We start from the raw sequence: 24,159 nt of genomic DNA on the forward strand, positions 1-24,159 counted from the left end.
ATTAACCCTTTACTCGCCATTGAATTTCTTCACCCGCTCTTATTGGTACGACAACGTCATTTCCAAGCGACATCGTTTCAGGTACAGGCCAAGCAGATTTTTCTAACGTAATGGTATCTTTATTAATTGGTAAGTCGTAAAACTTAGGACCATGCAAACTTGAAAATCCTTCTAATTTATCAAGAGCATTTTCCTGTTCAAAAACTTCTGCATAAAGTTCAATTGCGGCATGCGCTGTATACGACCCTGCGCACCCACACGCTGATTCTTTAGCACCTATTGGGTGCGGTGCAGAATCAGTACCTAAAAAGAACTTACTACTACCACTGGTTGCCGCTTTAATAAGCGCTTGTTGGTGTATATTACGCTTCAAAATCGGCAAACAGTAATAATGTGGGCGAATGCCACCAACTAACATGTGGTTTCTATTGTACAGTAAATGATGTGCTGTAATGGTTGCTGCTACATTTTCACTTGCGTTGGTTACAAAATCTACTGCGTTTTTAGTGGTGATGTGTTCTAACACTACTTTTAATTTCGGGTGTTTTGCGACGAGTGGCTTTAATATGCTATCGATAAACACAGCTTCTCGATCAAAAATGTCAATATCTGAAGTAGTCACCTCTCCGTGAACAAGTAATGGCATGTTCAATAATTCCATTTCAGCAATGACGTTCGCTATGTTATCAACATGTGTTACACCTGAAGATGAATTAGTCGTTGCTCCTGCTGGGTATAACTTCGCAGCATAAACTAGCCCGCTCTCTTTAGCCTGACGAATATCTTCAGCAGTAGTATTATCAGTGAGGTATAGCACCATTAGCGGTTTAAACGAAGATGACGGGTTGTTAGCCATAATACGTTGGTAATAATCTTGCGCCATGTCTGCTGTAGTAACTGGCGGAACCAAGTTAGGCATAACAATAGCACGACCAAAATAGCGGCTTATATCAGCCACGGTAGAACTTAGAGATTCACCATCACGCAGGTGAACATGCCAATCATCAGGTCTTGTAATTGTTAATGTGTTCATGAATATCCTTTAAATCTTAATTTGCCAAGCCACTTATTCAAAAGGCTGACTGGTCTGTGTCGCACGATCTTCATCTTGAAGCAGCTTTAATAACTGATCTTTCAAATTTGGCGGCACTTTATATATTGTTAAACTATCATTAGCTGCATTATACACAACATCTTGCCCAAAATGACTACGTTCAAAACTAATACTGATACCCGCACCATAACCAGAGTATTTAGTTACCTTATTTACAATGGCCTGATCATGTGGAAATGAATCTTCTAAAGGGTAATCATTGCTTTGACAAAAACTATAGAAATCCTGCTTAGCCCCCTCTTTTGAAATGACATTGCCGAGTTCCTTGATGGAGACTTCCTGTGCTGATTCTTTTTGATCTTTACAATAAGAAAGTAACTCTTTACGAGTTTCTTGTTTTTCTTGTGCATCAAGTTGATTAACAGAAACAAAATCTTCAACTGCCTTTACCAATGTTTGCGTTTGTTCTTTTGCGTCTAAACCTTCTTGGCAAGAAAGAAACTCTAAAAAGAAATCAGAAATTTTACGTCCTGCACGTCCTTTAATAAAAGAAATGTATCGATTACCTTGGGCATTTTGTTGAAAATCAAATAAATCAATACGAGCAGCTAACTGCAACTTCGACGTATCTAAGTGTTTATTCGCTGAAATCGTTAAGTCACCATCAACAGAGTAATGTTCCGATACTGGGATAACAGCAACAAGTAAATATCGCCCTCCCATATGCTCATAATGACAAAAGACTAAATAGCCATTTTCTTCTATGTCATATTTTTCTAACTCTAACTTTAATAACGCTGTAGATTTTTTACTAAAGTCATTAAATGATTCAGTTTCATCTAAATAGTCAGTGATCAATTCGATAAAGTTCTTGTGATCGGTTGGTGTTGGTTCGTCGGTAAAATGGCCGTACGCCTTGCTACCTTTACCATTGTATATGTTATGTAGTGAATCAACGAAGTTTTCAATTCGCGGTGTTATTTCAACCTGCTCTGGACCAAACGTTACTTGAACGTCGCTATTTTCGCCAGTTCGGGTGATATAATGAAGTGCAATGTTAGAAATTATTAAACTCATAAGTAATGTCAGTATGATATTGAGTAAGCTTTTGATAAACTTAACGCAATTATTAAAGATTTTTAAATGTTATTATGCCTATTGTATCTAAGTATTCGAACGAACGTGTAGAAAAAATTATCCAAGACCTACAAAATGTATTGGTTGATGAAAAAGTAACCGCTGATCTCGCATTAATGTGTTTAGGCAATGTCGTTACTAATATTATTCAGCATGATATAAAAGAGTCTCAACGACAAGCTATTGTTGAAAATTTTACGCATGCTTTAAAACAGTCGATAAAAAAATAATTCGTTTTTGTCCTATAAACAAGAATAAGAGTAACAAAGTTTAATGGTTACAAACAAATCATCCACATACAGTAAACGATTACTGCTATTAGTAAGCTGGAGCCATTGGTTTACATTTTTTAATATTCTGGCAGCAATTTTACTGTCGACGTTTTATTTATTTACTGAATCATTACCTGAAACACTACTAGGTAAAGCATATTTAATAACTACCTGGCTTAGCCATATGGGTTTTCTTACCTTTATAGGCTTCGTGTTATTGATTTTTCCATTAACACTCATATTACCTAAAACGCGTTTTATTCGGGCAACAGCGTCAATTGTCTTCACATTTGGCTTACTACTCTTATTGTTAGATGCGTTTATTTACGCGCGTTTAGGCTATCATTTAAACGCCTCATCAAGTGATCAAATAATAGCGTTAATACAAACTCAAATAAGTCAAAACAACCGCGCATTTTGGTTTGTTAGCTTATTATTGTTTTTCGCAATTTTTACATTTGAACTCGTTGTCAGTAACTACGCGTGGAAACATTTACGCGAATTACAAAAAAATGTATATGCAAAATTTGTTGTTTTTGGCTTGGTTGTATCATTCTTCTTTAGCCATATCACTCATATTTGGGCTGATGCTAACCTTGAATATGACGTTTTAAGACAAGATACTGTATTACCTTTATCTTACCCTGCAACAGCAAAAACGCTGTTAACCAAATATGGCATGTTTGACAAAGAAGACTATATGGCGAGACGTACTAGTCCATTATCTTTTGGCAAACAAACACCTGTTTATCCGAACATACAAGCAGCTTGTTCAAACGAAAGCACACCAAATAATAGTACTATTTTGGTATTAACTAGCAGCGATATTTCACAGCGACAAATTGAACAGTTTTCTAACAGAACTAACGAAAGTACCTTAACACTATTAAAACATATTGATAACGCGTTACCAAAAAACTCATGGTTCAACCTTCTCTACAGCCTGCCATCTATCTACGAAAAACAAATTTTAGACGCAAAAAACACGCCTGTGTTGTTTCAGGTATTATCAGCAAAGAATATATCAACTGAGTTAACGGTTTTTTCAGAGAGTAACGTTGAAAACTTAGCACATTATCAACCATTTTTTGACACCACACATTATTACAACGACATAGCTAACTTTGTTGTAGGTGATAAGTTAGTGTCAGCAAAAAAAGCGCTTTATATCTATTATTTTGCAGATGAAGATCAGTATCAGTTTGAGTTGTTTGTAGATGCCCTACTATTGGCCCAACGTACTAAAACAACCAAAGATTATATTTGGATAAGCTCTGTTGGTAATAAAAGTATTGAAGATGGCCTAAACATTAAACCGGCACTGTTTATTAATCCTAATGGTACTAACAAAGCACTTAATCGCTTAACGAGCCACTTTGACGTTGTTCCTTCACTGTTAAAGAATTGGCTAAAATGTCCACTTGAAGGCATTAATCATAGCGTTGGTTCAGATATCGCAACATTATCACGCAGTCGCATCATCGCGAATACTGTAGACAACGGTATTATGGTGTTTAGTAAAGATAAATCTGTTTTAGTTGATCAAAATGGTAACTTCCAAAGTTATTCTAGACAGCTAGAAGCTCCTATAACGGTCAATAAAGACTTTCCTTTAATGATTGATGGTGTTCACTTTATTAAACAATATAATCAAGCAAACCAAACAAATTAGGCAAAAATCGACGCTAATTGGTCAATAAAAAATCAATTAAATGATTCAGCCATATTAATGTTTGCATAAAAATTAAGAAGCGCTATTATACTGCGCTATCGGGATATAGCGCAGTCTGGTAGCGCGTGCGTCTGGGGGACGTGAGGTCGCAGGTTCAAGTCCTGCTATCCCGACCATTTTTTCAAAGCAAGCAAGATATTTCTGACTACTCTTGTTCCTCTTTAAGCCTTATGTGTTGAAAATTTACTAACACAGTTATATGCATCCTTTCTATACAATGTCACATAACTGTGTTTATTTTCGTGAATTGCTACTCACTTTGTAAATCATTGGTATAGTAAGCCGCATATGCCAATGTACTCAATGTAAAATAGAGTGCTGCAAGTACAAATAACACTTTAAATAATAAAAGGCCTGACGTGCCAACGTAATTAACAGCAAGCACGATAAATAACACTGCAGCCAATGCACTGAATAATGCCCTGAATAGGTTTTCATTTTCTATTAATACATCGTTTTTAGCTTTCCCCATATTTACCTCTCTATTTTTAATAATTTATCGTTATTTTTAGTAAATAAAAACTCCATCACAGATTACAATTTAAACACTTAACGTTGAAATATCAAACTAAAGTGTTTTGAGTGCAACAACTTATCAAAAACGGTTAGAAGAATGTTTGCAGCTATAAGATGGTAGAGATGAGGATTATTGTTAGGTCAGGTACATTGATTTAGCGCGCAATGCATGAAAGTGTAAAAGTTTATACAACTACTGCGTTTAAATTGTTACATAGATACAGAACGAGTACACGTTATTTACTTCAGAATATATCGGTGAAAGAGTGATTTAGCCCATACTTGAACGTATTTTGCTACAGACACAAAAAACCCGCCATAAAGGCGGGCTTTTTTGAATATGGCGGTGAGATAGGGATTTGAACCCTAGAGGGGCTACAAACCCCTGCCGGTTTTCAAGACCGGTGCTTTCGACCACTCAGCCATCTCACCAAATTTTTTTGCTTTTTCAAAAGCGGTGCGAATAGTAATAATTCGTTCGACAGATGTAAAGCTATTTTTTACAGTTTTCTTGAAGAAAAAAGCCTCGAATTCTCGAGGCTTTCATATATGGCGGTGAGATAGGGATTTGAACCCTAGAAGGGCTACAAACCCTTGCCGGTTTTCAAGACCGGTGCTTTCGACCACTCAGCCATCTCACCTGAAAACTTGTCTTGCTTAAAGACGGGGCGAATATTAAAGTGTCCCTACTCGCTTGTAAAGTGTTAATTTCACTATGATTGCTCGTTTGCTAAAAATTTAATCACTTTGCATAGCAATCAACCACAATAAGGCATAAAACCGTTACTTATGACAGAAAAAGCCACTAAATGTCGATGCCCTTGGCTAGATACATCTAAAGACGACTATGTTAAGTATCATGACCAAGAATGGGGAGTCCCTGTTCATGATGATGTCAAACTTTTTGAATATCTAACGTTAGAGTCAGCGCAAGCGGGGTTAAGTTGGTATACAATACTCAAGCGTCGACAAGGCTATAAAAATGCCTTTAAACAATTTGATGTCCATCAAGTGGCTAAAATGACCGAAACCGACGTAGAACAATTAATGCGTGATCCTGGAATAATTAGAAATAGAAAAAAAATTGAAGCGACTATTAACAATGCCCAGCGTTTTATTGAGATTCAACATGAATTTGGTAGTTTTAGTATTTATCAATGGCAATTTGTAAACAATAAAACAATAGTAAACACGCCAAAAACACTCGAAGAATATCAAGCGACTAGCAAAGAGTCTGACGCTTTTAGCAAAGATTTAAAAAAACGTGGATTTAAATTTGTTGGTTCTACAATATGTTATGCTCATATGCAGGCCTGTGGCATGATTAACGATCACAGTATGAACTGTTATAGAAAGCAACAAATTACTAAGCAGTTTAATCAATAAAAAAGCGATGGTAATTTTTAAATCCTATGTCATAATATGTCACAAGGTGTCAATAAAGATGTTATTTAACTTGAACTTCTTTAATTTGCCCTTATCTTAAAATTACAACGTAAAAGTTCTTAGAGGAATATATATGAGACCTGATATGAGTTTTCAAACGGCGAGCAGAAGCTCTGCTATTGAAATCAACAAAGTGTTGAAAAACACCTATTTGTTATTGTCAATGACCTTAGCTTTTAGTGCCGTCACTGCCGGTGTTTCTATGGCCATGGGCTTGTCTCATATGGCTGGTTTAGTGATGACACTAGTGGCATTTGGTTTGTTATTTGTTGTAAATAAGCAAGCCGATAAAGCAAGTGGTATTTTTTGGATATTTGCTTTTACAGGTTTAATGGGTGCCTCATTAGGCCCTATTCTTAACTACTATTTAGCAATGGCTAATGGTGGTAGTTTGATCATGCAAGCGCTAGGTGGCACTGCCCTTATCTTTTTTGCACTTTCAGGCTATGCATTAACAAGTAAAAAAGACTTCTCCTTTATGGGTGGCTTTTTAATGGTTGGTTTACTTGTTGTTATCGTTGCAGCAATAGCAAATATTTTCTTCGCTATTCCAGCGGTATCGTTAGCGCTTAGTGCTGCAATTATCATGATAATGTCTGGCTTGATTTTATTTGATACTAGCCGCATCATCCATGGTGGTGAAACTAACTATATCCGCGCTACGGTAGGTTTGTATCTTAATATCTACAACATTTTCACAAGTCTACTGCATTTATTAGGCGCATTTGGCGGTGATGATTAAATTTAGTATATAAATTGTATATAATGAAAAGCCTCGTTTAACGAGGCTTTTTTTTATGAGGTAAATGTGAAAAATATTGCAATTATTGTCACCACTCCGCCGACGAGTCATTTTACAAAAACGGCATTAGAATTTGTTAAAGATGCCGCAATGCAATTTAACGTTACCGGTGTATTTTTCTATCAAGCTGGTGTACTAAATGGTGCACGAAATATTGACCTACCAAGCGACGAAGTCAACTTATCTATCGCATGGCGTAATATTGCGCAAGACCTCAATATTTCATTACACTTGTGCAGTACTGCTGCAGAGCGCTTCGGTTTAACGTGTTTCCTAGACGATGGGCAACCATCATTACAAACAATACAGCAAGGTTTTAAACCTTCAGGTTTAGGTGAAATGGTCGCATTGATAAACAGCGCAGATAGGATGATTCAACTATGAGTATCAAATCATTAGCTATTATCAATCAAACAGCCCCTTTTGGCCATGCTAACGCTAAAGATGCCTTAGATGTTGCCTTAATAATGGGGAGCTATGAACAACCAACAAGCCTTTATTTTCACGGCGATGGAGTCTGGCAACTTGTACAAGAAAGCCAGCCAGAAAAACTTAACATTAAAAACTTTATTAAGACCTTTGATGCGTTAGCTTTTTACGATATCGAACATATCTATGTATGCCAGGACAGTTTATTACAGCGTGGGTTAACCGCTATTAATGAAATTGATGGTTTAAGTATATTACCGGCCATTGAATTTTCTGCTTCGCTAAAACGTCACCATTTTATTTTAAACTTTTGAGCATATGGCAACATTACACTTAATTAGAGAATCAGCGTTAAAAAATAACTTTACTCATTATTTATCTTTAGTAAATAAAGAAGATGGTATTATTTTTCTAGACGATGGCTGTTACAACCTTTCTACTCCTTGGTTGTTAACATTAAATAACACAAATATAACTGTTATTTCTGAGCATATGCAGGCACGTGGTTTATCTATACCCGATCATATAAATCAAATATCAGCTCAGCAATTACCGGCACAACTTTTTAATTATGAAAATAATATTACGTGGTCTTAACAATGAACATTGAACACGATGGAAAAACAATAGCACTAGACAAGCAAGGTTATTTGCTTAACATTGATGACTGGGAAGATGCATTAGCGATTAAACTCGCGGAAAGTGATGGCATTACCCTTACTGAAAATCACTGGGAGATTATTCGTTTCGTACGTGAATTTTACTTAACATATAACACTTCACCTGCAATTAGAGCGTTAACTAAAGCGATGAAAGCGGAGTTTGGCGCAGAAAAAGCAAATAGCCGTTATCTTTATCGGCTTTTTCCAGACGGGCCTGCAAAACAAGCAACCAAATACGCAGGCTTACCTAAACCTGCGCGATGCATTTAATGCTTATACTTTGATATTAATGTTATTACCACTATTACCTACAGGTGTTTGCGTATTAATACTAGCAGACTCAATTAACTTTAACGCCATTTGACCTTCTAGTTCTTGTTGGTTATTCGCTTTTTTTGCGACCAATACGCCTCCACCTTTAGTGGTATTGGTTTGTACTGAATCAACATTATCTGAAATTGTGATAGACATAAAACCTCTCTATTAAGTACTACGTTTTATTACCTGTTACTGTATCGACTGTAGCGCAAAATTCTTAAATAAAAAAGGCGCCTAAGCGCCTTTTTTTAATACTGTTTACGTATCAATTATTTAGTCGGTAATGTAGGCACATTAATACCTGCCATTTCGTGCATTACTCGCACTACCTGGCAACTATAACCAAATTCATTATCATACCAAACATAAAGTACTGCTCTATCATCTTCCACAATCGTTGCTTGAGAATCTACAACACCTGCATATCTTGAACCGACTAAATCAGTTGAAACAATTTCTGTAGAAGCTGTGTAATCAACTTGGTTTTGTAAATCAGAATTCAACGAAATATTGCGTAAATAGTCATTTAATTCTGCAGTCGTTGTCGCTTCTTTAAGGTTTAAGTTCATTATCGCCATTGATACATTAGGCGTAGGTACTCGAATTGCGTTACCTGTTAACAAACCTTTTAGCTCTGGTAGTGCTTTAGCAACAGCTTTAGCAGCACCTGTAGAGGTAATTACCATGTTTAATGGCGCACTGCGACCACGACGCGGCGATTTGTGGTAGTTATCAATAAGGTTTTGATCATTGGTATAAGAATGCACTGTTTCAACGTGACCATTTTTAATACCAAAGCGGTCATTTAACGCTTTTAATACAGGAGTAATAGCATTCGTTGTACAGCTTGCTGCTGATATAATAGTATCTTCTGGTAAAATCATTTTATGATTTACACCATAAACAACATTTTTGATATCACCTTTTGCTGGTGCAGTTAATAGCACCTTTGCAACACCGTTTGATTGTAAGTGTTGTCCTAATCCTTCCTCATCGCTCCAGATACCTGTGTTATCGACTACAAGTGCATTGTTGATACCATATTGTGTATAGTCGATGTCTGAAGGAGACTTAGCGTAAATAATCTGAATAAATGCACCGTTTGCTTTTATTACATTATGTTCTTCGTCAATTGTAATGCTGCCATTGAAAGCACCGTGTACCGAATCGCGTCGAAGTAAACTAGCACGTTTAGCTAAATCGCCATCTTTACCTGGGCGAATCACGATTGCACGCAATCTTAACTTAGAACTTGGACCTGTGCGTTCGATAAGTAAACGCGCTAATAAACGCCCTATTCTACCAAAACCATAAAGTACAACATCTTGCGCATCTTCTTCTTGTACATTTTTACCAATCTCGGTAAGTTCTTTTTCTAAAAATTGTTCAATTGAAAGACCATTAGCTTCGCCTTTAAAAAGGTAACGATAAGCAAGTTTACCAACATCAATGCGAGCAGGCGCTAATGACATTTTTGTAAGTGCTTCAATGAAAGGAAAGCTTTCACGAAGTCTTAGCTTACTTTCTTCGTGCAGCGCAACTGATTTATGTGCTTTAATAATATCGATTGCTGATGCATTTACTAAAGGACGGCCATAAACCGTAATTTCAATGCCTTTATTGCGAAATAATTGGCCAATAATTGGCTGCATGTTTTCCGCGAAAGTTTGGCGTTCTAACCAGCTTGTTTGGTATTGTTCCTCTAAATGAGAAGTCATTGCTTAAACCTTTTTATTTCAGTCAATTGAACCAGGTACTATTATTAATTATAGTAATTATTAACAATAGTGAATTGCGGCGCGTATTGTAATCGAATATGAAAGTTTTCGCCACAGACTACACAATATTTATCATTAAATGATAGGATTTAAAATGATATTCCGTTACCTTACTGTTTTTACAGTGCTTTTCCTTATAACTTCTTGTGATTCTGGAACGAACTTTGCGGCATTATGTAAAGATAACCCTGAAATTTGTCAAGAATTCACAGAAGATTCTTGGTGTAAACGGGAAAGAATTGCCGTAGGTATTGCCAATGTTGATGCCAAGCTTTCACCTGCTGATGACCTACCTAAATTTCATCAACTTATTGCATATGAAGGTTATGAAAAATGTATTTCTCATGCCTCAAAAATAGAGCATATAAAGTTAAAAGAAAAAAAGACTAGGCGCATTAACAATATGATGCATGCGCGCGCGCGAATTGACGAGATATCAGAACAAACAAAAAATTCAAACCATCCTCGCCTACTCTATTACCATTGGACTCGGCACCTCGATGAAAGAGCACTAGAAAAGTTTCTTTCTTTAGAGGGCACAAAAGAAATGGAGACTTCAGAATCTCTATATGAATTAGCCACTTATTATATAAAGCGAGACCCTGCTAAAACCTTACAACTACTCTTTCATTCGTTAGAGGTCTTGGACAGTAGTGAAGATATTAACGATGAAGTGTTTAAATCATTGTCATCTATTTTTGCAAAACGTAATGAGCCTAAACAAGCCTATATTTGGTTAAAAGTGTTGAGCTTATATGACCCTGAAGATCCAGTACTAGCCCATAATGCGCTAGAGAATTACATTGCAACACACAAATTAGATTATGAATTTTTAGATCAAGTAGCAGAAGCTACGCTTAATAAAATAGAATCGCTAGAGTTCAAAAAACCAAAATTTTAATATTGATTATGAAGATGGTTCGAAATTTAAGCTCAACGAATTTACACAATACCTTTTACCTGTTGGCTCAGGGCCATCATCAAATACATGGCCTAAATGGGATTGACAGTGACTACATTGAATTTCTGTTCTGATCATATGATGAGAATGATCAGGTAAATAACTTACCTGATCATTAATACTTTGATAAAAGCTTGGCCAACCACAACCGGCACTAAATTTTGTATTTGACTCAAATAATGGTTGGCTACAGCATGCACAACAATACACACCCTGTTGCCAATGATCATTATATTTTCCTGAAAAAGGCACCTCTGTTGCCCCTTGACGACATACTTGATAAGCCTCTGGCGATAGCTGTTTTTTATAGTCGTCATCAGATTTCATATTAGATTTTTACCATTTCTTTATTATTACTCGACCACTGAACATGATATTTTTTGCCTTTCGGCTTATCAACACGTTCAAAAGTGTGCGCACCAAAGTAATCTCGTTGCCCTTGTAAAAGGTTAGCAGGTAATACACCTGAGCGCATTGAGTCATAATAAGAAAGTGCTGAAGACAAAGCACCTGCAGGAATTCCCATTAACGTAATATTGGCTATCGCTCTGCGCCATGTTTGCTGATTGTCATTGAGCTGTTTAGCAAAAAACTCATCTAAAAGTAAGTTTTCTAAATCATCATGTCGTTCGAATGCATCGGTAATTGATTGTAAAAATACAGCTCTTATTATACAGCCAGCTCGCCAAATTTTAGCAATACTGGCAAAGTCTAGTTTCCAACCATGTTCTTTTTCCGCAAGTTTCATTAATTGAAACCCTTGAGCGTATGCACAAATTTTTGCACAGTAAATTGCGTCATGTAGCTCATTAATGAAGGTTGCTTTTTCTTCTTCTGTAAAGCTTTGCTGCGCAGGACCAGTTAATAGCTCATCAGCCTGTTCGCGTAATGCCTTAAATGAAGAAATTGATCGTGCATATACTGCTTGAGAAATTGTTGGAGCAGGCGCGCCTACTTCTAAGCTACTCACGGCGGTCCAAAGACCTGTTCCTTTTTGCCCTGCCTTATCTAAAATCAGATCAACTAATGGTTTTCCTTCTTCTTTATGGCGTAAAACTTCAACAGAAATTTCCATTAAGTAGCTATCTAAAGGACCTTTGTTCCATTGGTCAAAAATATCAGCGATTTCATCCGTAGATAGCGATAATCCAGAACGCAGTACATGGTATGCTTCACAGATTATCTGCATATCAGCATATTCAATACCATTGTGTACCATCTTTACATAATGGCCTGCTCCTGCAGGACCAATATAAGCAGTACATGGGTCGCCGGAATCTACAACTTGGCCAGGCTTAGTTCTTTCTAATGGTTTACCTGTTTTAGGATCCACTTTAGCGGCAATTGCTTCCCAAATAGGTTTTATACGCGTCCAAGCATAAGGTGAGCCACTAGGCATTAATGAAGGACCAAATCTAGCACCCTCTTCGCCACCGGACACTGCAGACGAAAATAAAATAAAATTGCTTTTGTATTTTTCTTCTCGAGCAACAGTATCGACCCACAAGCTGTTACCTGTGTCTATAACAATATCATCTGGCTGAATACCAGCACCAATTAAGCTTTCAGATACTTGGTCAACTGGTTCACCGGCAGGCACTGATAATACAATTAAATGTGGGGCTTTAAGCTTTGACAGTAATTCAGTATATGAAAAACAACCAATAACTCGTTCAAGGTCTGAGGTATTTTCTTCTTTATCTAGCGCGATAGCTTCCTTTACCTTTTCATGGTCTAGGTCAAATGCGGCAATGGTGTAACCATTATCGGCAAGATTTAACACTAAGTTTTTGCCCATTACGCCGAGTCCGATAAATCCTATATCGCAAAGTTGTTGTTCTTGTGTCATGTAATTTCCAGAGGGTCGCTAATATAAATTCAAGAATAGTTATATTTTTTAACTTTGCAGTATATTTTATCACGGTACTTTTAATAGTTCCTAGCCAAATTATCGATATTTTTTAAAAATGTAGTATTTTTTTATTTAGCTGTAATTAAATTCACGTTAATGCTGGTTGTTTTTACGTTTTTATAACTTTTTCTTGTTTTTTTTCTCAAATGATGTAATTTTACTACATTATCATTTTATGGGAATTATTATGACGATTAAAGTAGGTATTAATGGTTTTGGTCGTATCGGCCGTTTTGTATTTAGAGCAGCTGCAGAAAGAAACGACATTGAAATTGTAGGTATTAACGACTTAATTGACGTTGAGTACATGGCGTACATGTTGAAGTATGACTCTACTCATGGGCGCTTCAATGGCACCGTAGATGTAGAAGGTGGTCAATTAATCGTGAATGGTAAAGCAGTGCGCGTTACTGCTGAACGCAACCCTGCTGACTTAAAGTGGAATGAAGTAAATGCTGATGTAGTTGTTGAATCTACAGGCTTATTCCTAACTGACGAGACTGCACGAAAACATATTGAAGCAGGCGCTAAAAAAGTGGTGATGTCTGCACCTTCAAAAGATTCAACCCCTATGTTTGTAATGGGCGTTAACAACAAGAGTTACCAAGGACAAGACATTGTTTCTAATGCTTCTTGTACAACTAACTGTTTAGCACCTATCGCTAAAGTGTTAAACGATAAATGGGGTATTACAGATGGCCTTATGACAACAGTTCATGCAACGACAGCTACGCAAAAAACAGTAGATGGTCCGTCTGCTAAAGATTGGCGTGGTGGCCGTGGTGCGAGCCAAAATATTATTCCTTCTTCTACTGGTGCAGCAAAAGCTGTAGGTAAAGTTATTCCTGAATTAAATGGCAAGTTAACAGGTATGTCGTTCCGCGTTCCAACGCCAAACGTATCTGTTGTAGATCTTACTGTTAATTTAGCAAACCCAGCAACGTATGAAGAAATTTGTACCGCAATGAAAGAAGCTGCTGCAGGTGAATTGGCAGGCGTACTTGATTACACAGAAGATCAAGTTGTATCAAACGACTTTGTTGGTGAAAAGTGTACTTCTGTGTTTGATGCTGGTGCTGGTATTGCCCTAACAGATACCTTTGTTAAAGTTGTTTCTTGGTATGATAATGAAATTGGTTATTCAAACAAGGTATTAGATCTTGTTGCATATATTTCAAATAACTAAATCTGACTGATCCCCATAAGGCGGTAATTAAGTTGCCGCTTTACATTTAAAATGATGAAAAAAAACGCCACATTAAGTGGCGTTTTTTATAGCGATTAAAAAAGTTGTGTGACTAACTTTTAGTAAACCGTCTTGCAAAGCCGAATAAACTTAGCAACATTAAACTAAATAAACCAGTAGATGCCCCTTTACGCTCAACATCTTCAATAACCTTTGCACAGTCTTCAACTTCGCCAGACACTGGTTGTAGCTTAATAGCGCGTATAACGTCTTCCATCAAGGCATTACCATTGTCGTCATACATAATGTCACCTTTTGCATCTCGACGCTCTACTCTGATCACAGCAGAGCCAGATATTTCGTTATTTTCGTTAATATCTCGTACTTCAATCACCGTATATGGTGAATCACAAGGTAATAATTCATTTAAGTTGGTAAACGTATCAGTATTTATATCATACATAAAACCATGCGTACGACGTGGATTAGATGAACTGTCATTATGCGTTTCTATTTCACCTTGACCAACAATAATGCCGTGTTCATTGATAGCACGAGCAGAACTTGATGAACCAGTGAAAAAATCTTTTGGTAGTACCATTTGAGGATTTTCTTCATTGGTATCTACATAATAAAACTTCTTACGATAGGAACCATTACTTAATGTTGTTGCATGACCTACAGCAATACCCGCATCATTAATATCATAAGCACGTGAATCAAAGTACTCTGTATGGTCTTCGGTAAAATCTTTAACTTCACCGTCTTTAAAAACTACAGCATATAAACTAGTACGCTCTAATTCACTCGGATCCGTTTCCGTTTCATCTTGCCAACCGGTCGCATAACCAACAGCAACACCATTACTATTAACAGCCTGCGCAATACTAATATGTTGACGAGGATCATCCGGATGAGGTGTTACTAAAAAGCCTAATGACTCTTTAGAAATCTCACCTTGAGCATCTAAATACCATTTAAATGCTTCATTGTTGTACATGCCGTTTGCACGTAATTGAACACATGCTTCAAACGGTAAGTCATCTAACACATCAGGATCACGACAACCACCGTCTTCACTTTCAATCACCTCTAAAACTTCTTCTACAATGCTAGTACTTGCATAGCCAACAGCAATACCGTTGTCACTGATATCTAGAATAGCTGATTCACCACCGTAAGTCGCTTCAGGTGGAAAAATAGGGATAATGGTTTCACCTGCATCTGGTGACATAAATGCTCGCGTGGTAAATTCACTTAACCAAACCGTTACTTCACTACCGTCAGCTTCCGTAAAAGGTACTGGTAAAAATGGCGCTGAGCCATTGCCGTATACCCAACCATCATCGGTAATACCATTGATATAATCAACCGTAGAACGTGTCAATGTTTCAGTGTCTTCGAATGCAACATCAAACACAGTAAATTCTTCTGATTCTCCACCAACGTTTATCATTGCAACAATATCACCATATTTTTGATGGTATAAACTATTGTTTTGCACTTCTTTTAAATAATATTCAGCCCAAAACAAATCGTTTGCTGTTGGCGTTCCAGCGCGTAGCGCATCTTCATCTTCAATATCATTGATGCCGCTAACTAAATCATGACTACGCTGAGCGTAGCGCACAATATTATCGTAATCATTTTCATCAAAATACTTAAATTGCACCGGAAAGTTGTACGCATCTGTACCTGATATGGCCATTTGACCAAAATTATTTTCTTGTTGTGAATAAGTATATTTAAATTTATCAGCGGCCCCTTTATCAATAATTTTATAGGTAGCTGCTTGTGCTGATGTCAAGGCTAATGCACTGCCAATACTGAGTGTTAAGACCGATTTTACCAATATTTTCATGTAACTACGTAACTCTTATGATTTCTATATTTCGTCTAGTTCTTGCCACCTAGCGTAGGCAACTTCGAGTTTCGACTCTTTTTCTTCTAGCTGGTTCAATGTTTTCTGCGTTTCATTTGGATCTTGTGTAAAAAATCCAGCGTCATTAACCAGTTCTTGTAATGCTGCTATTTCTTGTTCAAGACTATCAATTAGGTCAGGTAAAGCCTCTAGCTCTCTTGAATCTTTATAAGATAGCTTTTTCTTGACGGGCTTTTCTTGAACCTTACCCTTCTTTGTCTCTTGTGTGTTGGCAGGTGTTTCTATTTTTTCTACTGCACTTGCGTGCGCCTTTCGTGACGCATCGACACGAGCAACATACTGCTCTACATCATCATAACCACCAACAATTTGTGTTATCTGGCCAGTACCGTCAAAATACAAACAAGTATCGACACAATTATCAACAAAGTCGCGATCATGGCTGACTAAAATAACGGTTCCTGCGTAATTTGCAACGACTTCTTCTAATAATTCCAAAGTTTCTATATCTAGATCGTTTGTTGGTTCATCTAAGATAAGTAAATTACTTGGACGTAAGAACAGCCTTGCAAGTAATAGCCTGTTCTTTTCGCCACCTGAAAGTGCGCGTACAGGTGTTCTTGCTCTCTTTGGACTGAATAGAAAATCTTGCAAATAGCCTAATACATGACGCGTTCTACCATTAACGGTGACATCTTGCTTGCCGTCAGCAACTGTGTCTTGTACCGTTTTATTTAGATCTAACGCTTCTCTATGCTGATCAAAATAGGCAATTTCCAAATTTACACCACTTCGCATTTTACCTTTGGTGGGGCTTAATTGTTCCATCAAACATTTAATTAAAGTTGATTTACCCGTACCATTTGCGCCAATTAACGCTAAACGATCACCACGAGAGATCAATAGATCCAAGTTTTTAATGATAACATTATCATCAAAAGCAATTGTTAATTGGTTGGATTCGAAAACGAGCTTCCCTGAACGTTCACCCGTTGATATTTTCATATCACTTTGATGATTAAGTTCACGACGTTGTTTTCGTACTAAACGCAATTTTTCTAATGCCCTAACCCGGCCTTCATTGCGTGTTCTTCTTGCCTTTATACCTTGTCTAATCCAGGTTTCTTCTTCAGCTAATTTTTTATCAAATAACGCATTCTGCTGTGCTTCTACCTGTAAATCATGCTGTTTTTGCTCAACATATATATCATAGTTACCTGGATAGCTCGTTAATATACCTCTATCAAGATCGACGATACGCGTAGCAAGGCCACGGATAAAGGCTCTATCATGGCTGATAAAAACTATAGTACCTTTAAATTCCTTTAAAAATTGTTCGAGCCATAAGACACTATTTATATCTAAATGGTTAGTCGGTTCATCTAACAAAAGAATTTCTGGGTTCGATACTAATGCTCTAGCTAATGCAAGTTTACGCAACCAACCACCAGACAATGCACTCACTTTACTTGCGGCATTCAATGATAACTTTGTTAATACCTGTTCGATACGTTGTTCATCTTGCCACGCATTAGCTTGCTCTAATGCCTGCTGCACAACAGACAACTTCTCTAAATTTTCTTCCGAAGGTGTTTGCTCAACCACTCCAATAAGGTTGTGGTATTTTTGTATTAATACAGCATTTTCTGCAATACCTTGTGCAACATAGTCAAATACTGACATATCACACGATTCTGGAGGATCTTGCTCTAGCATTGAGACACGAACATCATTAGAAATGACAAAATCGCCATCATCTAGCTGTTGTTTCTTATTCAGTATTTTTAATAAAGATGATTTACCGGCACCATTGCGTCCTACAAGGCATACGCGCTCACCTTGTTTTATACGTAACTCTGCTTTGTCGAGAATATGATCGGTACCAAAGGCTAATTCACCTTGTGTAATTCTTATTAATTCCATTAGACTACTAATTCATTTATTTGTTGTTCAGTAAATGGCCAAAAAAGCTTTTCACCACTTTTACAATGTTCTAATACAGGAATATGTACGCCATACTCTGCAACAAGTCGATCATCGTCAACGATATCAACTACCTTTAGCGCTTGCTCCTCAATTCGCGCCAAACACATCGATAATGCTTGTTCACAAAGGTGGCAGCCTTCGCTGCTATATAAATAGTATTCAATTGTCATTAACTATTCACCCGCGTGATTAACCAACTATTGTGGATATGTTTATTGCGCTGAAAATCTCTATCTCGCGTTTGCTCAGAAATGTTAGTTGCCTTTAACCCAATCGCTGCGAGTCCATCATGATCTATTTTGAAGTTACGTTTGTTGTTGGTAAAGATAATCTCGCCGCCTTCATTCAAACTGGCAACGGCGTCAGTTATTACGTCTAAATGATCACGCTGTACATCAAAACTATCTTCCATACGTTTTGAATTTGAAAACGTAGGCGGATCAATAAAAATAACATCAAATCCGTTTTTATTTTCTTTTAACCATGTTAAGCAGTCTGCTTGAATAAAGCTGTATTGTTCACCGCTTAGGTTATTCAAATCAAAGTTTTCTTTCGCCCAGCTTAAGTAGGTATTTGACATATCTACTGTTGTGACTGATTTTGCACCATGAAGTGCGGATTGAACGGAAACAGAGCCTGTATACGCAAACAAATTGAGCAATGATTTGTTTTTCGCTTTCTGTGCGACAATTTGTCGTGTTTTACGGTGATCTAAAAATAAGCCTGTATCGAGGTAATCCCAGAGGTTAATTTTAAATTTGGCGCCATACTCGCTTAAGGTTATAGACTGTTGCTTTTGAGCAAGTTTTTGATATTGATTTGTGCCCTTCTGCTTTGCACGCGTTTTTAAGACGACTTTATCGGCAGGAATTTCTAGCGTTTTTGGCGCGAAGTAAATCACTTCTTGCAAACGTTTAGCCGCTTTAGTGGGTTCAATATTAGCTGGTGGCGCGTATTCTTGAATAACAAGGTAATCACCATAAACATCTACCGCTACATTATATTCTGGTATATCAGCATCATATAAACGGTAACAATCTAGTTGTTCTTTTTTAAGCCAGTTTTTTAAGTTTTTTCGGTTTTTTAGCAAACGATTAGCAAATGCTGAATCCATACCGGAAAAGTCAGCTTGTGGCGTACGTTCGTCTTTAGCACGCTGTTTATCGTTTATTTGATAACAAGCTAATTGACAATCTAACGGACCATTTTTAAATTTATAACGTTTATCACTACTTAATTTCAATAACGTTAACAGTTCTATATTGGCCGTAAATATTGAAATTCGCCATTGATCAAAGTTTTCTTTAAATGACTGGCCTAAATGTACGAAGGTTTCAACTAATTCAGGAAGTTCACCAATACGCTCGCCATAAGGCGGGTTGAAAACGATATAACCTGCATCACTGAACTTATTTGTTAGTTGGCTGGCATCGGCTTCAGAAAATTCAATAAAATCAGAAAACCCAGCATTACGTGCATTTTGTTTAGCCGCTTTTAGTACACGACCGTCTTCATCATAGCCATATACCTTTCCAGAAAATTGAGCTAGTGCTTGTTCTGTATTGGCTTTAGCATCAGCTAAAGCGTGTTGCCATGTTTCGACTTCATGTGCTAACCAATGTTCAAACCCCCAAGTATCTCGATGAATATTCGGTGCGCATCCAATAGCCATTGACACCGCTTCTATCAGCAAAGTACCTGAGCCACACATTGGGTCAATAAGTGGTTTAGTTTGATCATCCAACCAACCGCTACGGGTAATAATAGCTGCTGCAAGGTTTTCTTTTAACGGTGCAGCCCCCGTACTTTCACGGTAACCACGTTGGAATAATGACCGGCCTGAAAAATCTAAATAAAAGCTCACATTTCCTTTCAGTAACCTTGCTTGTATACGAATATCTGGTTGATATTTATCTACATTAGGGCGAGCTAATCCACAATCGCGAAAATGATCTACAATGGCGTCTTTAACGGTTAATCCACCGAATTGGCTATTACGTATTTCACGACTTTTACCAACAAAGTCAATAGCAAAACTTTTATCACTATCAAAAATGTCTGACCAAACAACATCACTTGCCGCCGCATGCAAAGTATCTTTGTCATCAGCATCACTTGATGCTAGTTTTAATAACACTCTAGAAGCAAACCTTGTCCAAATACAAATTCGGTAGGCGGTTTCAATTGCAGCGGAAAAATAAACACCTTCTGGTTTTTGTACAACGTCGTCGGCACCAAACGACGTTAACTCTTGCGCCAATAAAATTTCGATACCAGGTGATGTTAACGCTAAAAATTGATGTGTAGACTTGATTTCCATACAGAGCTTCCTATGAGAATAGACCGCAATTATAAACAATCCGTATAGTTACGAATAGTGCTTTTCTAATAAAGACAGTAATAAAAGCACAAAAAAAGAACGAGTTGATTAACTTCCGTACGAATAGAAAAAAATTGCCAAAACGCCTTGCATTCTAACGCAAGTATCTCTAACATACGCCTCGCTTTCAACAAGGTTGTAAAGAGACAGGCGCGGGATGGAGCAGCCTGGTAGCTCGTCGGGCTCATAACCCGAAGGTCGTCAGTTCAAATCTGGCTCCCGCAACCATTTCTTTGATTAACTTGTTGGAACACATTGAAAGAACAATCTTTCAAGGCTTACTTAATAAAACTTATTTATTAAGTCATTCGGACGCGGGATGGAGCAGCCTGGTAGCTCGTCGGGCTCATAACCCGAAGGTCGTCAGTTCAAATCTGGCTCCCGCAACCAACTTTATACCGATATGTGGTATAATTAAAGAGAGATTTCTTTCAAGGCTTACTTAATAAAGCTTTTTATTAAGTCATTCGGACGCGGGATGGAGCAGCCTGGTAGCTCGTCGGGCTCATAACCCGAAGGTCGTCAGTTCAAATCTGGCTCCCGCAACCATTTCTTTGATTAACTTGTTGGAACACATTGAAAGAACAATCTTTCAAGGCTTACTTAATAAAACTTATTTATTAAGTCATTCGGACGCGGGATGGAGCAGCCTGGTAGCTCGTCGGGCTCATAACCCGAAGGTCGTCAGTTCAAATCTGGCTCCCGCAACCAACTCCTACTTGTTTAATTCTCTAATAGTATTTCACAGCTTTGAACATACAACCTTTTTGTCGTCAGTTCATTCTCCATTAGATATGGGCTCCCGCAACCAACTCCTTACTTGCTTAATTCTCTAATAGTATTTCATAGCTTTGAACATACAACCTTGTTGTCGTCAGTTCACTCTCCATTAGATATGGGCTCCCGCAACCAACTTCTTACTTGCTTAATTCTCTAATAGTATTTCACAGCTTTGAACATACAACCTTGTTGTCGTCAGTTCACTTTCAATTAGATATGGGCTCCCGCAACCAACTCCTTACTTGCTTAATTCTCTAATAGTATTTCATAGCTTTGAACATACAACCTTGTTGTCGTCAGTTCACTCTCCATTAGATATGGGCTCCCGCAACCAACTTCTTACTTGCTTAATTCTCTAATAGTATTTCACAGCTTTGACCATACAACCTTTTTGTCGTCAGTTCATTCTCCATCAGATATGGGCTCCCGCAACCAACTTCTTACTTGCTTAATTCTCTAACAGTATTTTATAGCTTTGACCATACAACCTTTTTGTCGTCAGTTCACTCTCCATTAGAAATGGGCTCCCGCAGCCACGTCTATTCCCCTGTAACTATGCATGTATATGATCATCCTATTTTAATAAACAATCCCTACTTTTATACACGCAATGATTGAACTAATTATCCTTGTATTTTTAGTCGGAGGTTTGTACGATTCTGCCGCCACACTTAACCATTAGGATGTTTTATGTCTATTACCTTAGGTCGTTATCAACACTTTAAAGGCAATTTTTATAACGTACTTCATATTGCAAAACATAGCGAAACAGAAGAGTTACATGTTGTATATCAACCTGAATACGGAGAGAGAGAGGTATGGATTCGACCACTTAGCATGTTTGATGAAACGATAGAAAGAGATGGAAAAATGATTAAACGCTTTAAGTTCGTTGGCAATAAAACCGCTTAAGTTTAATACACTGTTAGCAGAGCATAAAAACACAACTAACACCAAACGAATATCGCATGGTGTTAAACGGTTTAATGGTCAATTTAACCAATTGAAAAGTGGTTATGCTGCTGCCACGGAATTTGTTTGGCCTTAACTTCAGCTACTTTAGCTTGTGGAGGGCCAGTGTTTAACCAATTAAGCATTTTATCAACATTTTCTTCTTCACCACACAAAAGTAACTCCACCTCACCATCAGCAAGGTTATGAGCATAACCACTTAATCCATACTCAATTGCCATCTGTTGACTAGACGCTCGAAAATAAACGCCTTGTACAACGCCTCTAACGTGAGCTAGGTAACTAACATTCATAAATTCATCCCTCAATTATTGAAAATACAAATTCTTCATTGCACCTTATTCGCCGATTGTCTAAACTCGGCGCAATTTTTACCGCTTTGGTTAAGTATAGAATGTCAGCAAGAATTTATTTAAAAGAAGGTCGAGAAAAATCACTATTAAGAAAACATCCTTGGATATTTTCTAAAGCGATTAATAAAGTTAAAGGTAACCCTATGTTAGGAGATACCGTAGATCTATTTGATAATAAAGGGAAATGGCTAGCCAAAGGCGCATATTCTCCTGAATCACAAATCACCATTAGGGTATGGTCGTTTGATGAAAATGAAGAAATTGATCAGACATTTTTTTACAAAAAACTTATGGATGCTCAATCCAGACGTCAATGGTTTATTGATCGTGATGGATTAACAGGCTACCGTCTTATCGCTGGTGAATCGGATGGGTTGCCAGGCGTTACCATTGATAAATATGAAAATTTAATCGTATGTCAGTTATTAAGTGCTGGCGCAGAGTTTCACCGCTACACCATTGTGAACGCATTAACTGAGCTATTCCCAGACTGTCACATTTATGATCGATCCGACGTAGATGTTCGTAGAAAAGAAGGGTTACCACTTACAACCGGTTGGTTAACAGAGGAGCAACCATCTACTGCAACGATTATCGAAGAACATGGTTTGAAAATTCATGTTGATGTAGCTAAAGGCCACAAAACAGGGTTTTATTTAGATCAACGAGACGCCCGTGCAATTGCAGGTAAGTATGCAAAAGATAAATCTGTGCTGAACTGTTTTTCTTATACTGGCACATTTGCTTTGCATTGTGCGGCAAATAACGCAAAAGAAGTTACTAATGTTGATGTGTCACAACAAGCATTAGATCTTGCGAAAGCTAATATCGAACTAAATAACTTATCAGCTTGTAATGTTAACTATGTAAAAGAAGATGTATTTAAACTTTTGCGACAATACAAAAAACAAGGTATTACGTTTGATATGATCATCTTAGATCCACCTAAATTTGTAGACGCTAAAGCACAATTAACATCAGCATGTAGAGGTTACAAAGATATCAATATGATCGCTATGCAGTTGTTAAACCCTGGCGGGTTATTATTAACCTTTTCTTGTTCAGGTTTACTCGATGTAAGCTTATTTCAAAAAGTAGTGGCTGACGCGGCATTAGATGCCAATAAAACAGTACATTTTGTAGAGAGAACAATGCAAGCTGCCGATCATCCCATTGCCAGTAATTACCCAGAGGGCTATTACTTAAAAGGATTAGTGTGCCAAGTAAGTTAAAGGCATACCCTTTAACTTACTCGATTAGTCAATTTCAGAAATGTTTATGCCGATAAGATAATTGTCGGCAGACTCTTCTTCTATTCTAACCACCTTTCCACGTACATCTAACGGTTGTACATTGCCACCAGACGACTCCATATTTACCCGCACATCAGTGTTCATTTCAATAGGATGTGCCATCTCTATTGCCATTCCTGTTGCGCTTAAGTCTCTACATGTCGCTAAAATAGTACTATTTGCTTCGTCATCAATAATAGTGACTGTAACGTCACTATTTAGCATCATACGATAGAAATCACGTTTATCATCGTAACTTACAACCATCACATCACTCCACTAAATTACCTTTTTAAGCTACACGTTGAC

25 protein-coding genes and 7 tRNA genes are annotated in these 24,159 nt (G+C 37.4%); 17 read left to right on the plus strand and 15 right to left on the minus strand.

Annotation, left to right across the window (positions count from 1 at the left end):
- Position 1 precedes the first annotated feature (1 nt).
- On the minus strand, positions 2 to 1,033 hold the full coding sequence (gene pyrC, locus QUE09_RS09100; protein ID WP_286232463.1) for a dihydroorotase: 1,032 nt from the start codon (positions 1,031 to 1,033) through the stop codon (positions 2 to 4).
- Positions 1,034 to 1,066: 33 nt separating this feature from the next.
- Entirely contained in the window at positions 1,067 to 2,131 is a 1,065-nt protein-coding gene (gene yejK / locus QUE09_RS09105) for a nucleoid-associated protein YejK (RefSeq protein ID WP_286232464.1), read from the minus strand.
- A 74-nt stretch (positions 2,132 to 2,205) separates the two neighbouring features.
- On the opposite strand from yejK, the gene QUE09_RS09110 reads away from it, so the two are divergent.
- The 3 genes from QUE09_RS09110 (at position 2,206) to QUE09_RS09120 (ending at position 4,311) form a co-directional block, all read left to right on the plus strand.
- Complete coding sequence (locus tag QUE09_RS09110) at positions 2,206 to 2,421, plus strand: YejL family protein (RefSeq protein ID WP_286232465.1); 216 nt, start codon at positions 2,206 to 2,208, stop codon at positions 2,419 to 2,421.
- Positions 2,422 to 2,464: 43 nt separating this feature from the next.
- Positions 2,465 to 4,135 (plus strand): DUF3413 domain-containing protein, encoded by a 1,671-nt coding sequence (locus QUE09_RS09115; RefSeq protein ID WP_286232466.1) that lies wholly within the window; start codon positions 2,465 to 2,467, stop codon positions 4,133 to 4,135.
- Between the two features lie 99 nt (positions 4,136 to 4,234).
- Positions 4,235 to 4,311: transfer RNA gene (locus tag QUE09_RS09120), tRNA-Pro, on the plus strand.
- A gap of 134 nt (positions 4,312 to 4,445) precedes the next feature.
- On the opposite strand, the gene QUE09_RS09125 is transcribed toward QUE09_RS09120, so the two are convergent.
- From QUE09_RS09125 to QUE09_RS09135, 3 genes are all read right to left on the minus strand, one after another.
- A complete protein-coding gene (locus QUE09_RS09125) occupies positions 4,446 to 4,667 on the minus strand; it encodes a hypothetical protein (RefSeq protein ID WP_286232467.1) in 222 nt (73 codons plus the stop codon).
- A 385-nt stretch (positions 4,668 to 5,052) separates the two neighbouring features.
- Positions 5,053 to 5,143 (minus strand) — tRNA-Ser (locus QUE09_RS09130).
- Positions 5,144 to 5,261: 118 nt separating this feature from the next.
- Positions 5,262 to 5,352: transfer RNA gene (locus QUE09_RS09135), tRNA-Ser, on the minus strand.
- Positions 5,353 to 5,500: 148 nt separating this feature from the next.
- Between QUE09_RS09135 and QUE09_RS09140 the strand changes: the two genes are divergently transcribed.
- The 6 genes from QUE09_RS09140 to QUE09_RS09165 all read left to right on the plus strand — a co-directional run bounded on the left by QUE09_RS09140 (position 5,501) and on the right by QUE09_RS09165 (position 8,320).
- Entirely contained in the window at positions 5,501 to 6,097 is a 597-nt protein-coding gene (locus QUE09_RS09140) for a DNA-3-methyladenine glycosylase I (protein WP_286232468.1), read from the plus strand.
- A 133-nt stretch (positions 6,098 to 6,230) separates the two neighbouring features.
- Positions 6,231 to 6,899 carry a Bax inhibitor-1/YccA family protein gene (locus QUE09_RS09145; RefSeq protein ID WP_286232469.1) on the plus strand — a complete coding sequence of 223 codons (669 nt, stop codon included), beginning with the start codon at positions 6,231 to 6,233 and terminating at the stop codon, positions 6,897 to 6,899.
- Positions 6,900 to 6,965: 66 nt separating this feature from the next.
- Positions 6,966 to 7,343, plus strand: a complete 378-nt coding sequence (tusD, locus tag QUE09_RS09150) for a sulfurtransferase complex subunit TusD (RefSeq protein ID WP_286232470.1) — start codon at positions 6,966 to 6,968, stop codon at positions 7,341 to 7,343.
- Positions 7,340 to 7,702 carry a sulfurtransferase complex subunit TusC gene (gene tusC, locus QUE09_RS09155; RefSeq protein WP_286232471.1) on the plus strand — a complete coding sequence of 121 codons (363 nt, stop codon included), beginning with the start codon at positions 7,340 to 7,342 and terminating at the stop codon, positions 7,700 to 7,702. Before tusD ends, tusC begins: the two co-directional genes overlap by 4 nt.
- Positions 7,703 to 7,706: 4 nt before the next feature.
- Positions 7,707 to 7,985, plus strand: a complete 279-nt coding sequence (locus QUE09_RS09160) for a DsrH/TusB family sulfur metabolism protein (protein WP_286232472.1) — start codon at positions 7,707 to 7,709, stop codon at positions 7,983 to 7,985.
- A gap of 2 nt (positions 7,986 to 7,987) precedes the next feature.
- On the plus strand, positions 7,988 to 8,320 hold the full coding sequence (locus QUE09_RS09165) for a TusE/DsrC/DsvC family sulfur relay protein (RefSeq protein ID WP_286232473.1): 333 nt from the start codon (positions 7,988 to 7,990) through the stop codon (positions 8,318 to 8,320).
- Between the two features lie 3 nt (positions 8,321 to 8,323).
- Here the strand turns inward: QUE09_RS09165 and QUE09_RS09170 are convergent, their stop codons facing one another.
- Together QUE09_RS09170 and QUE09_RS09175 are read right to left on the minus strand one after the other, a co-directional pair.
- Positions 8,324 to 8,521, minus strand: a complete 198-nt coding sequence (locus tag QUE09_RS09170) for a hypothetical protein (RefSeq protein WP_286232474.1) — start codon at positions 8,519 to 8,521, stop codon at positions 8,324 to 8,326.
- 116 nt (positions 8,522 to 8,637) lie between these two features.
- A complete protein-coding gene (locus tag QUE09_RS09175; RefSeq protein ID WP_286232475.1) occupies positions 8,638 to 10,086 on the minus strand; it encodes a glyceraldehyde-3-phosphate dehydrogenase in 1,449 nt (482 codons plus the stop codon).
- A gap of 154 nt (positions 10,087 to 10,240) precedes the next feature.
- On the opposite strand from QUE09_RS09175, the gene QUE09_RS09180 reads away from it, so the two are divergent.
- Positions 10,241 to 11,047 (plus strand): DUF2989 domain-containing protein, encoded by an 807-nt coding sequence (locus QUE09_RS09180; RefSeq protein ID WP_286232476.1) that lies wholly within the window; start codon positions 10,241 to 10,243, stop codon positions 11,045 to 11,047.
- 6 nt (positions 11,048 to 11,053) lie between these two features.
- Here the strand turns inward: QUE09_RS09180 and msrB are convergent, their stop codons facing one another.
- Together msrB and gnd are read right to left on the minus strand one after the other, a co-directional pair.
- Complete coding sequence (msrB, locus tag QUE09_RS09185) at positions 11,054 to 11,434, minus strand: peptide-methionine (R)-S-oxide reductase MsrB (RefSeq protein ID WP_286232477.1); 381 nt, start codon at positions 11,432 to 11,434, stop codon at positions 11,054 to 11,056.
- A 1-nt stretch (position 11,435) separates the two neighbouring features.
- Entirely contained in the window at positions 11,436 to 12,956 is a 1,521-nt protein-coding gene (gene gnd, locus QUE09_RS09190; RefSeq protein ID WP_286232478.1) for an NADP-dependent phosphogluconate dehydrogenase, read from the minus strand.
- A gap of 250 nt (positions 12,957 to 13,206) precedes the next feature.
- Here gnd and gap point away from each other — a divergent pair, with 250 nt between their 5' ends.
- On the plus strand, positions 13,207 to 14,205 hold the full coding sequence (gene gap / locus QUE09_RS09195; RefSeq protein WP_286232479.1) for a type I glyceraldehyde-3-phosphate dehydrogenase: 999 nt from the start codon (positions 13,207 to 13,209) through the stop codon (positions 14,203 to 14,205).
- A 112-nt stretch (positions 14,206 to 14,317) separates the two neighbouring features.
- On the opposite strand, the gene QUE09_RS09200 is transcribed toward gap, so the two are convergent.
- Genes QUE09_RS09200 through rlmKL form a run of 4 tightly spaced genes read right to left on the minus strand, consistent with a single transcriptional unit; the run spans position 14,318 to position 20,393 of the window.
- Complete coding sequence (locus tag QUE09_RS09200; protein ID WP_286232480.1) at positions 14,318 to 16,066, minus strand: DUF3466 family protein; 1,749 nt, start codon at positions 16,064 to 16,066, stop codon at positions 14,318 to 14,320.
- A gap of 24 nt (positions 16,067 to 16,090) precedes the next feature.
- Positions 16,091 to 18,010, minus strand: a complete 1,920-nt coding sequence (gene uup, locus QUE09_RS09205) for an ATP-binding cassette ATPase Uup (protein WP_286232481.1) — start codon at positions 18,008 to 18,010, stop codon at positions 16,091 to 16,093.
- Entirely contained in the window at positions 18,010 to 18,243 is a 234-nt protein-coding gene (locus QUE09_RS09210; RefSeq protein WP_286232482.1) for a glutaredoxin family protein, read from the minus strand. Before QUE09_RS09210 ends, uup begins: the two co-directional genes overlap by 1 nt.
- Positions 18,243 to 20,393, minus strand: coding sequence for a bifunctional 23S rRNA (guanine(2069)-N(7))-methyltransferase RlmK/23S rRNA (guanine(2445)-N(2))-methyltransferase RlmL (gene rlmKL, locus QUE09_RS09215; protein WP_286232483.1), 2,151 nt, complete (start codon positions 20,391 to 20,393; stop codon positions 18,243 to 18,245). The genes QUE09_RS09210 and rlmKL overlap by 1 nt, the downstream gene beginning before the upstream one ends.
- 211 nt (positions 20,394 to 20,604) lie before the next feature.
- Between rlmKL and QUE09_RS09220 the strand changes: the two genes are divergently transcribed.
- The 5 genes from QUE09_RS09220 (at position 20,605) to QUE09_RS09240 (ending at position 22,145) form a co-directional block, all read left to right on the plus strand.
- Positions 20,605 to 20,681 (plus strand) — tRNA-Met (locus QUE09_RS09220).
- Between the two features lie 85 nt (positions 20,682 to 20,766).
- Positions 20,767 to 20,843: transfer RNA gene (locus tag QUE09_RS09225), tRNA-Met, on the plus strand.
- An 82-nt stretch (positions 20,844 to 20,925) separates the two neighbouring features.
- Positions 20,926 to 21,002: transfer RNA gene (locus QUE09_RS09230), tRNA-Met, on the plus strand.
- Positions 21,003 to 21,087: 85 nt separating this feature from the next.
- Positions 21,088 to 21,164 (plus strand) — tRNA-Met (locus QUE09_RS09235).
- Positions 21,165 to 21,923: 759 nt separating this feature from the next.
- The gene (locus QUE09_RS09240) at positions 21,924 to 22,145 is read left to right on the plus strand and encodes a DUF1653 domain-containing protein (protein ID WP_286232484.1); all 222 of its coding nucleotides are present in this window, start codon (positions 21,924 to 21,926) and stop codon (positions 22,143 to 22,145) included.
- An 83-nt stretch (positions 22,146 to 22,228) separates the two neighbouring features.
- Here QUE09_RS09240 and QUE09_RS09245 read toward each other — a convergent pair whose 3' ends face one another.
- Entirely contained in the window at positions 22,229 to 22,498 is a 270-nt protein-coding gene (locus QUE09_RS09245; RefSeq protein ID WP_286232485.1) for an acylphosphatase, read from the minus strand.
- Between the two features lie 101 nt (positions 22,499 to 22,599).
- On the opposite strand from QUE09_RS09245, the gene QUE09_RS09250 reads away from it, so the two are divergent.
- Positions 22,600 to 23,790, plus strand: coding sequence for a class I SAM-dependent methyltransferase (locus QUE09_RS09250; protein ID WP_286232486.1), 1,191 nt, complete (start codon positions 22,600 to 22,602; stop codon positions 23,788 to 23,790).
- Positions 23,791 to 23,814: 24 nt separating this feature from the next.
- Here the strand turns inward: QUE09_RS09250 and QUE09_RS09255 are convergent, their stop codons facing one another.
- Positions 23,815 to 24,117, minus strand: coding sequence for a PilZ domain-containing protein (locus QUE09_RS09255; RefSeq protein WP_286232487.1), 303 nt, complete (start codon positions 24,115 to 24,117; stop codon positions 23,815 to 23,817).
- Positions 24,118 to 24,159 lie beyond the last annotated feature (42 nt).

The organism is Thalassotalea sediminis (genome assembly GCF_030295915.1).
Classification (GTDB): domain Bacteria; phylum Pseudomonadota; class Gammaproteobacteria; order Enterobacterales; family Alteromonadaceae; genus Thalassotalea_C; species Thalassotalea_C sediminis.